The sequence below is a fragment of the Streptomyces ovatisporus genome (assembly GCF_042653885.1).
Lineage (GTDB): Bacteria > Actinomycetota > Actinomycetes > Streptomycetales > Streptomycetaceae > Streptomyces > Streptomyces ovatisporus.
On sequence record NZ_JBHSFH010000011.1, the window covers coordinates 84,177 to 94,841 of the forward strand.

A 10,665-nucleotide genomic window follows, 5' to 3' on the forward strand; every position below is an offset into this window, starting at 1 on the left:
TCGACCTGTGCGCGGTGGCACTGCCCGGAGGTCTCACGGACCAGGAGACCGCCACCCTGCTCGCGGCGGAGACCTCCCCCTCCCCTGCCACGCGGCACGTCCTGCTGGACGCCCAAGCCCGGCGCCGCACCCGGGAGTTCCGGAGGACCGGCACACAGCCCGGCGGGGGCCCCGGACTGCGCGACGGGGGCCGCTACTGGATCAACGGACACGGACGGCTGGGGGCGCTGCTCGCCGCGCATCTGGTCGGCGTCCACCGCTGCGACGTGGTCCTGATCGGCCGGAGGGACCGCACTGCCGGCGACCCCGAGTGGGAGCGGCTGTGTGAACTCGCCCGGCGCGGCGGCGGATCGGTGGAACACGTGACGGCGGACGGCACCGACACGGCCGCCCTGGCCTCGGTGGCGGCACGGGTCGCGGCGCAAGGCCGTGCCCCGCACGGCGTGTTCCACTGCGCGGGCACGCTGCGCGACGGCTTCCTGCTCACCAAGGACCCCGCAGCGGCAGCGGACGTGACGCGGCCCAAGGTGCTGGGAGCTGTCGCACTCGACGCCGCGACGGCCGGATTCGACCTCGACTTCTTCGTCGCGTACTCATCGGTCTCGGCTTCCCTGGGCAGCGAGGGCCAGGCCGACTACGCCTTCGCCAACGCGGCCATGGACCGCTTCGCCGAGGACCGGGCCGCGGCGGTGCGCGCGGGCCACCGTACGGGCCGCACCCTGTCGGTGGCCTGGCCCTACTGGGCCGACGGCGGCATGACACTGCCCGGCGACCCGGTCGAACTCCTCGGACAGATCGGCGCCGCGCCGCTGCCCACGCAGCGCGGTCTGGAGACCCTGGAGGCACTGCTGGCCGCCGCGCCGGACGGTCCGGTGTGCCCGCTGGTGTTCTACGGCGACCCCGCCGGGCCGCCCGCGGCGCTGCTGCCCGGCGGCCGTCCCGAAGGTGCGGGCACCGTGGAGGGCACGGCCGGGGAGGCGAGCAGCGCTGCGAAGCCGGGTACCGCCGCGGCGACCGCGGGTGCCGAGTCCGCAGAGGGCACGGAGGGCACGGAGGGCGCGGCTGGGACGCGCGGGGCTGTCACCGCGCAGCCGGAACGGACCGGTCACCAGGAGGACGACCCGCTGCTCGGCATCGTGCGCGGCGTACTGGCGGACGTGACGGGCCACTCACCGGAGGACGTGGACCCCGACACGCTCTTCGACGACTTGGGGGTCGACTCGCTCACCGGGATACGCGCGGTGGACCGGCTCTCGGAGCGGTTCGGGCGGCTGCCGCGCACCCTGCTCTTCGAGTGCCGCTGCGCGGCGGAGATCGTCGAGCACCTCCGTGCCGAGCTGCCCGCCGCCGAACTGGAGCGGGTCGTCGCCGAGTCCGCCCCGCAGTCCGCCCCGGCCGCCCCGGCAGCGTCGGACGCGCCGCTCGAACCTGTCGCCCCGGCGACCGCGGCCGCCACGGCCGCCGCAGTCCCCCCAGCCGCTCCGGCTGCCGCTCCGGCGATCCCCGCCGCCGCAAGCACAACCGCCGCAAGCACAACCGCCGCAAGCACGGCCGCGGCGTTCACGCCCGGCACCTCGGTCGGCCCTTCCACGGACGCTGCGCCGGAGCCGGACGCCGGGGACGACGCCCGTGCCATCGCCGTCATCGGCCTGGCAGGCCGCTTCCCGCAGGCCGACGGTCTGGACGCGTTCTGGCAGAACCTCCTGGACGGCCGCGACTCCATCACCGAAATCCCCGCGGACCGCTGGCAGCTGGAGGGCTTCTTCCGCCCCGAACGCGACGTGCCCAACACCTCCTACGCGAAGTGGGGCGGTTTCCTCGACGGCATCGACCGCTTCGACGCCCCGCTGTTCAACATCTCCGCGCGGGAGGCGGGCACCATCGACCCGCAGGCCCGCCTGTTCCTCGAAAGCTGCTGGGCGGCGATCGAGGACACCGGGTACACGCCCGCCGGTCTGGCTCCCGACGTCGATCCGCGGCGCCCACGGGACGTCGGGGTGTACGTCGGCGCGATGTACAGCGAGTACCAGGTGCACGAGGGCGAGGAGCGGCTGCGCGGGAACGCGGTGCACGCCAACAGCGCCTTCTGGTGCATCGCCAACCGGGCGTCGTACTTCTTCGGGTTCGAGGGCCCCAGCGTCGCCGTGGACACCGCCTGCTCGTCCGGCCTCAGCTCGCTGCACCTCGCCTGTCAGGCGCTGCGCGCGGGTGAGTGCGCGGTGGCCGTGGCCGGTGCGGTGAACGTGTCGGTGCACCCGAACAAGTACCTGATGCTCAGTCAGGGCCGGTTCCTGGCCAGTGAGGGCCGCTGCCGCAGCTTCGGCACCGGTGGCGACGGCTACGTCCCGGGCGAGGGCGTGGGCGCGGTGGTCCTCAAGCCGCTCGCCGACGCTCTCCGCGACGGTGACCCCGTCCATGCCGTGATCCGCGGCAGCGCCGTCAACCACGGCGGACGCACCAACGGCTACACCGTGCCCAACCCCAAGGCGCAGGCCAACCTGGTCGGCAAGGCGCTCGCCGACGCCGGTCTGGCGGCGCGCGACCTGACCTACGTGGAGACGCACGGTACGGGCACCTCGCTGGGCGATCCGCTGGAGATACGCGGCCTGACCTCCGCCTTCGCCCGCGACGGCTGGACCGCGGAAGCGGCAGGCCGCTGTCCGATCGGCTCGGTGAAGTCGAACATCGGCCACCTCGAATCGGCGGCCGGCATGGCCGCGTTCGCCAAGGTGCTGCTGCAGTTCCGGCACCGGACGCTCGTGCCGTCACTGCACTCCGACCCGCCGAACCCGGAGATCGACTTCACGGCCACCCCGTTCACCGTGCAGCAGCACGTCGCCCCGTGGACACCCACCGGACCGGACGGGGAGGCGGCGGCGCTCCGGGCGGGCATCAGCTCGTTCGGGGCGGGCGGCGCCAACGCCCATGTCGTGGTGGAGGAGGCCCCGCGACGTGCTCCCGCGCCGCCGGACGACGGAAGGACACTGACGGCCTTCCTCTCCGCACGCACCCCCGTCGCTCTGGCGGAGCTGGCAGGCCGGATGCGCAGCCATCTCCAGTCCGCCTGGGCCGACGGCGACGGCCCGGCCCGCGCCGACGTCGTCTACACGCTGGCCGTCGGCCGTGCCCAGCTGGGCCGGCGGGCGGCAGTGCGGCACAGCACCAGGGAGGAGCTGCTGGACGGGCTCGCCCGGATCGAGGCGCAGGCCGAGGCTGCGACGGCGGACGGCGAGGACGCCGGTCACGTCCCGTCGGCGGACGCGTGGCTGCGCGGCAAACGCGTCGACCTGGCGGCCGCCTCCGGCGCCCAGGACGTCGGCCGCCGGATCTCACTGCCGCACTACCCCTTCGAGCGGATCCGGTGCTGGTACGACAACCAGCTCGAACGGCAGGCCGGACCCGGCGGAACCGGACCCGTCGGCGAGGACCGCCTGGTCCGCGGCCATCTCCGGGACTTCGGACGGACCCCGCAGCCCGAGGAGTCCACCCCCGCACCGTCCACCCCCGCACTGTCCACCCCCGCGCCGGTGCCCGCGCCCGCACCCGTACAGGCGCCGCCCGAACCCCCACCCGCACCCGCGATCCGGCGGCCGGACGCGGCGCACATCCGCGAGACGCTCCTGGACGCCCTCGGCGAGGTGCTCTACGAGGACCCGGCGTCGATCGGGGAGGACGCGCCCTTCGAGGAGATGGGCCTGGACTCGCTGCTGACCGAGGAGCTGATCGTGGCCGCGCGCGAACGGCTCGGCCTGGAGCTCGACGTGAGCGACCTCTTCTCGTACACGACCGTCGCGCGGCTGGCACGGTACCTCGCCGAGTCCGGGACGCCGGTGGCCCCGGCGGACGCCGCGCCCGCGTCCGGCGGACCGCCCGGACAGGCGGAAGCGCTCGCGCCGGCGGAAGCACTCGCGCCGGCGGAGGCGGTCACGCCCGCGGAAGCGCCCGCACCCGGCGAGGCCGACGCCGTGCTCGACGCGCTGGCGAGCGGCGGCATCGGCCTCGACGAGGCCGTCGCGCTGCTGGAGACGAGCCGGTGAACCCCCACGAGCAGAGAGAGCTGGACGGCATGGACACCCGAGAGATCCTGGGCCGGTTCACCTCCGGCGAGCTGTCGAAGAGCGAGGCCCTCGCCCTGATGCGTTCCGCCGCGGACAGCGGCGCGTCCGCGTCCGGTTCCACCGGCGGGACGGCACCGGCAGCGCCGTCCGAGCACACCCCGTCCGAACCGCCGGCCGCAGTGCAGGAGCCGGCCGCGGTGCGGGAGCCGACCACAGTGCAGGAGCCGGTCGCGGTCATCGGCTGCAGCGCCAGGTTCCCCGGAGCGGCCGACCTCGACGCCTTCCGGCAGGTGGTCCGCGAGGGCCGGGACACGGTGAGCGAGGTGCCACCGGACCGCTGGCCCGCGGAGCGCTGGTACGACGCGGACCCGGCGGCACCCGGCAGGTCCCTGTCGCGCTGGGGCGGCCTCGTGGAGGACGCGGCGGCATTCGACGCGGAACAGTTCCGCATGACTCCGCGAGAAGCCGAACTCACCGATCCGCAGGCCAGGTTGTTCCTGCAGGGGTGCTTCCGCGCGGTGGAGAACGCGGGATACGCGCCGTCCGCCCTGGCCGGCACGCGGTGCGGCGTCCACGCGGGCGTGATGCTCAACGACTACGCCCACCGCATCGAGCGCTCCAGCCCGCACTCCCGGCTGCCGCAGGTGATGCAGGGCAACTCGCAGTCGATCCTGGCCGCCCGGGTCGCCTACCTGCTCGACCTGGCCGGCCCCGTCACAGCCGTCGACACCGCATGCTCCAGCTCCCTGGTGGCCCTTCACCAGGCCTGTCAGGCCCTGTGGCTGGGCGAGGCGGACATGATGCTCGCGGGCGGAGTGACGCTCTACACCACCGAGTTGCCGTACATCTACATGAGCAAGGCGGGGATGCTCTCGCCCACCGGACGGTGCCGCCCCTTCGACGCCTCCGCGGACGGCTTCGTCCCCGGCGAGGGCAGTGCGGTGGTGCTGCTGAAGACGCTGCGCCGGGCCATGGCCGACGGCGATCCGGTACAGCTGGTGATCCGCGCGTCCGGGGTCAACCACGACGGCTTCACCAACGGGCTGACCGCGCCTTCCCCACGCGCGCAGTCGACGCTGATCCGCGACGTGTACAGCAGGTTCGGCATCGACCCGGCGACGATCGACTACGTCGAGTGCCACGGCACCGGCACCCCTCTCGGCGACCCCATCGAGGTCTCCGCGCTCAACGAGGCGTACGCGGACGCGGGGCTGCCCGCCGGGCACATACCGGTGGGCTCGGTGAAGGGCAACGTCGGGCACACTTCGGCGGCCGCCGGACTCGCGGGGCTGTTCAAGGCGCTGGAGGTGGTCACCTCCGGACAGGTCCCGCCGTCGCTCCACTTCACCCGGCCGAACCCGCGCATCCCGTTCGGCCAGGGACCGTTCCGGGTCGCGTCCGGCCCGGAGGCCCTGCCGCCCAGGAGCGGCAGGCCGTGGCGGGCGGCGGTCAGTTCGTTCGGCCTGAGCGGCACCAACGCGCACGTGGTGGTCGAGGCTCCGCCGGCACGGGAGCCGGACACCACTCCCGGTCCGGCGCTCGTCGTCCTGTCGGCCCGGAACCGCGAACTGCTCACGGCCCAGTCCCGTGCCCTGGCCGGATGGCTGGCGGGCCCCGGCAGCGGCGCCGGGCTTCACGAGGCGGCGCGCACCCTCGCGCTCGGCCGGTCCCACGGGCCGTCCCGGCTCGCCGTGGTCGCCCAGGACCGCGACGAACTGCGTTCCCTGCTGGAGTCGTTCACAGCGGGGCGCCCTGACGAGCAGTGGGTGGCCTCGACGTCGGACAGCACCGAGGCCGACCGCGTCAGGCAGGCTCAGGAGCCGCTGCTGGAGCGGCTCTACGAGCGGCTCTCGTCCCCCGGTCCGGCAGCCCGCGACGATCTGCTGGCCCTCGGCCGGCTCTACGCCCAGCGGCACGACATCGACTGGCGGCGGATCCACCCGGCGGGAGGGCCCCGCGCCGTTGCGCTGCCCGGCTCGGTCCTGGCCACGGAGCGCTACTGGGTCGAGGAGCACTCGGCGGCGGGACGCACCCCGGCGCCCCGAGCGGTCCCGGCGGTACCGCCCGCCGTCCACGCCGCCGCCGGATCTCCCTCGTCCGGTGACGGCGCCGCAGCCCGCCTGAAAGGCACACGCCGTGCCCCCGGGACGGACCTCGTGAGCGGCGACGGCCCCGCTGCCGACGGCCCCGGTGCGGACAGTGCGGACAGAGCGGACAGCCACGAGCTCGCCGCACCGGACAGCGGCGACACGGGCGGCGTACCGGAGCTGCCAGGCATCAGCCTGTACGTACCGCAGTGGCAGCCGCAGCCGGTCGGCCCGGCCGCCGGGGAGTCCGGCACACTGCTGCTGCTCGCGCCGCCGCACGGCACGCAGGCACGGAACGGCGCGGGCAGTGCGGAGGATCTGCGGGCCGCCCTCGCCACCGCCTGGACCGGACCGGTGCGGCTCGTGGGGCCCGGGGGTGAGGAGGCAGCGCGTGCGGCCGACCCCGCGGCGTACCCGGCGGGTGAACCCGTCACCCTCCTCGTGACCGTCCGCGCCGGCGACTCCCCCGACCCGTGGTGGGCGCAGCTCTTCGGGCCGGTGCGCGAACTGCTCACGCGTCTGTGGAAGCGGCAGGTGCACCTGGTGGCGGTGGCCGAGGACCGGACCTCGGCGCTCGCCGCGGCCGGCTTCGTACAGACGCTCGCCCACGAGAACCCACGCCTGACCGGCCGGGCCGTGCTGGTGGACCGTCTCGCCGCCGACCGCGCCGGCGCGCTCGCCGCGGAGTGCGCCGACCGCGCACCGCAGTCCGGCCGGATCGTCGAGCTGCGCCCCGGCCGCAGGCGGCGCCGCCTGCTCAGCCGTGTCGAGGCCGCGGCCACCGCGCCCGTCGCTCCGTCCCCGCTGCGCCGGGGCACGACGCACCTGGTCACCGGGGGGCTCGGCGGTCTCGGCGTACTGACGGCACGTCACCTCGTCGAGCGGTACGGCGCCCGCGTCGTCCTGTGCGGAAGGCGGCCGGAGACCTCGCTCACGGACGCGGACCGGGCGGTGCTCGCGGACCTCGGGACGGCCGCGCGCTACGTGTCGGTGGACGTCGCCGACGCGGCCGCGGTACGGACGCTGGTCGCCGGCATCCTCGCCACGGAGGGCGCGCTGCACGGGGTGTTCCACGCCGCCGGCACACTCCGGGACGCCTACCTGGTCAAGAAGCGGCCCTCGGACGCGGACACCGTGATCTCGCCGAAGGCGCTGGGCGCGCGTGCGCTCGACGCGGCGACCGCCGGTCTCGACCTGGACGTCTTCGTGCTGTACGCGTCGCTGTCGGGGGCCGTGGGCAACCTCGGCCAGTCCGACTACGCGACCGGCAACGGTTTCCTGGACGGCTTCGCGGAGGAGCGGCGGGACGCCGTGGCACGCGGCGAACGCTCCGGACGGACGCTGTCCGTCGACTGGCCGCTGTGGCGGGACGGCGGCATGTCGGTTCCGGAGGCGGTGCTGACCACCATGCGTGAACGCACCGGTGCCGAACCGCTGCCCGCCGGGCCCGGGTTCGCCGCGCTCGACGCGCTCCTGCGCCTGCCGGACGCGGCACCCGCCGTCGCGGTGTTCCACGGGGAGCGGGCCCGCTGGGAGAAGTCGCTCGACACCTTCGCCGTCCTCGGCCCTCCGGCCGCGGTCCTGCACTCCGGCGGGCCTGAGGGCCGCCCCGGTGGTCCCGGTGGTTCCGGTGGTTCCGGTGGTCCCGGGGGTTCCGGGGACCCCGGGGCAAAGGCCGGACGAACGCCGTCCGCGCCGGCCTCGGTGCCGGCCGCACAGCCCGTGCAGCCCGCACAGCCGGCACCGGTCGCCGCGTCCGGCCGCGCGGCCTCCGGCCTGGTACGGCGGGCAGTGGCCGACGTGACGGGTGTGCCGGAGGGCGCGGTGCGGATGGCGGAGCCGTTGCAGACCCTCGGCTTCGACTCCCTGACGCTCCGGGCTCTCTCCGCCAGGCTCGCCGAGTCGGGCGCCCGGGTGGAGCCCACGGAGATCTTCGGAGCCGACTCGCTCGACGAGGTGGCCGTGCTGGTCGCCGAACGTACGGACCGGGGGGAGCCCGCCACGGCTCGCGCCGAGGTTCGGGCGGCCGGTACCGAACCCGTTCCGTCCGCCCCGGGTCCGGACCCGGACCCGGTCGGCACGGCCCAGGCGCCCGGCGCGGCCCACCCGGCGGCCGGCGCGAAGCCGCGGCAGTCCGCCGGAGCGCTCGCCGTCGTCGGTATGAGCGGCCGCTACCCCGGCGCCCCCGATCTCGCCGCGTTCATGGCCAACCTCCGCGAGGGCCGTGACACCGCGGGGCCGGTGCCGCAGGACCGCTGGAACACTCCGTCGGCCGCCGACGACGTGCACGGGCACTTCCTGACCGGCGTCGACCGCTTCGACCCGGACTTCTTCGGCCTGAGCACGTACGAGTCCGCGCTCGTGGACCCGCAGGAAAGGCTGTTCCTGGAGACCGCCGTGGAGGCGCTCGAGGACGCCGGCGCGCTCGGTGAGCGGCTCGACGCCCTGGAGGACGACTCGGGCGAGCCGCGCAGCGTCGGGGTGTTCGTCGGCGTCACCTCCAGCGACTACCAGAAGGTGGGCGTCGAGTCCTGGGGCCGGGGCAACCGGACCGTGCCCGCCGGGCACTACTGGAGCATCGCGAACCGGGTGTCGTACCTGCTCGACCTGCGGGGCCCCAGCCAGCCGGTCGACACGGCATGCTCCTCGTCGCTGACCGCACTGCACCTGGCGGCGCAGGCCATCGAGCGCGGGGAGTGCGCGGCCGCGCTCGTCGGAGGCGTCAACCTGTACCTGCACCCCTCCCGTCTGCTGCTGCTGCGGGAGTTCGGGTTCCTCTCGCCCGACGGCCGCTGCCGCTCCTTCGGCAGCGGCGGCACCGGCTTCGGGCCGGGTGAAGGCGTCGGCGCCGTGGTCGTCAAGCCACTGGAGCGGGCGCTCGTCGACGGCGACCAGGTGTACGCGGTGGTCCGCGGCACCGCCGTCGGCCACGCCGGACGCTCGCACGGCTACACCGCGCCCAGTCCGCGTGCGCAGGTCCGGGTCCTCCGGCGGGCGCTCGACCAGGCCGGGGTGGACCCCTCGACCGTCGGCCTGATCGAGGCGCACGGCACCGGCACCGAGCTGGGCGACCCGATCGAGGTGGCCGCGCTCACCGAGGTCTTCGGCGAGCGGGCCGCGACGGGGGCGATCGCGCTCGGGTCGGTCAAGTCGCAGATCGGGCACGGCGAGTCCGTGGCCGGGCTGGCGGCACTGACGAAGACCGTGCTGCAACTGCGCCACCGCGAGCTGCTGCCGACGCTGCACGCCGACACGGTCAACCCCGCACTGGACCTGACGGCGGGACCGTTCGCGCTGGCCACCGGGCACGCCCCGTGGCCCGCGCCCCGTGAATCCGGCAAACCCGGCGGACCCGGCGGACCGGGGGACTCCGACGTGCCGCGCCGGGCGGGCGTCAGCTCCTTCGGCGCGGGCGGGGTGAACACGCACGCCGTGGTCGAGGAGTACGCCCCGGCCTGGCACGGCGCCCCGCGACCCTCCGGAGCGGCCCGCTCCGGGGATGCGGCGGCACTGATCCTGCTCCAGGCGCCGAGCCCGCAGCATCTGGCCGCACTGGCCGGGCGGCTGGCGGCCTGGCTCGACGACACCGGCGGGCCGGGGCCCCGTACGGATCTGCACGACCTGGCCTACACGCTGCGCAGCGGCCGGGCCGGACAGCCCTGCCGCCTGGCCTGCACCGCGCTCACCGTGCGGGAGCTGGCCGACGCGCTGGCCGCGGTGGCCGCGGCCGGGGCCACGGCCGGTGCGCGGCTCCCGGCGGGGGTGCACGTCAACGACGTTCGGGCCCACACCGCCGATGCCGAGTCGTTCGCGGACGACGCGGCGCTGCGCGACTACCTCAGGGCGCTCTGGACGTCGGGCGAGCACGAGCGGGTCGGCCGGCTGTGGGCGCAGGGCGTGCCCGTGCGGTGGAACACGCTGCTCCCGGCGGGACGGGTCGTGTCCCTGCCTCCGTCGGTCTTCCTGCGCCGCCGGATCTGGGTGGACGCGACGGTCCCGGACGGCCTCGCTCCGGCCGGGCCCTCCCCCGCCGCCCCCGCCGCCCCCGTCGAGTCGCCGGTCCCCCCGGCCGCACCGCCGGTGGACCCTCTGCCCCACGAGGCGCGTCCCGAGACACCGGAAATACCGGAGCCCGCGGCGGCACCTGAGACAGCGGCGGCGCCCGCACCACCGGCAACGGCGTGGGGCGACGACGGCACGCGGGACAGCCGCGGCGACGACGTCCTCGCGCGTCTCCTGGACCTGGTGCGCGGCCGTATCCCCGACCCGCAGCGTCATATCGATCCGGAGAACTCCCTGATCGAGCTGGGCATGGACTCGCTGAACCTGATGAGCCTGCGCTTCGCGGCGGAGGAGGAGTTCGACGTCGAGCTGCCGCTGGACCTGCTGGGCGGCGAGGCCCCCCTCTCCGCGATCGCCTCCCGCATCGGCGCGACGGACGCCCCGGCGGCCCACGCGGGCACCGGTCCCGGCGCCCCGGCCCTGTCCTCCGATCACCCTCGCCACCACTCCTGAGGAGC

Annotated in this window: 2 protein-coding genes (1 of these 2 cut by a window edge); both read left to right on the forward strand. The window is 75.4% G+C overall.

Features of this window, described 5'->3' with window-relative positions; genetic code table 11:
- On the forward strand, window positions 1–4,037 hold the 3' portion of the coding sequence (locus ACFPA8_RS20310) for a beta-ketoacyl synthase N-terminal-like domain-containing protein (RefSeq protein WP_386450562.1). Its footprint begins 3,328 nt before the window's first position; only the last 4,037 of its 7,365 coding nucleotides appear in the window; its start codon lies beyond the left edge, outside the window; its stop codon occupies window positions 4,035–4,037.
- Window positions 4,034–10,660, forward strand: a complete 6,627-nt coding sequence (locus tag ACFPA8_RS20315; RefSeq protein WP_386450564.1) for an SDR family NAD(P)-dependent oxidoreductase — start codon at window positions 4,034–4,036, stop codon at window positions 10,658–10,660. The genes ACFPA8_RS20310 and ACFPA8_RS20315 overlap by 4 nt, the downstream gene beginning before the upstream one ends.
- Window positions 10,661–10,665 lie beyond the last annotated feature (5 nt).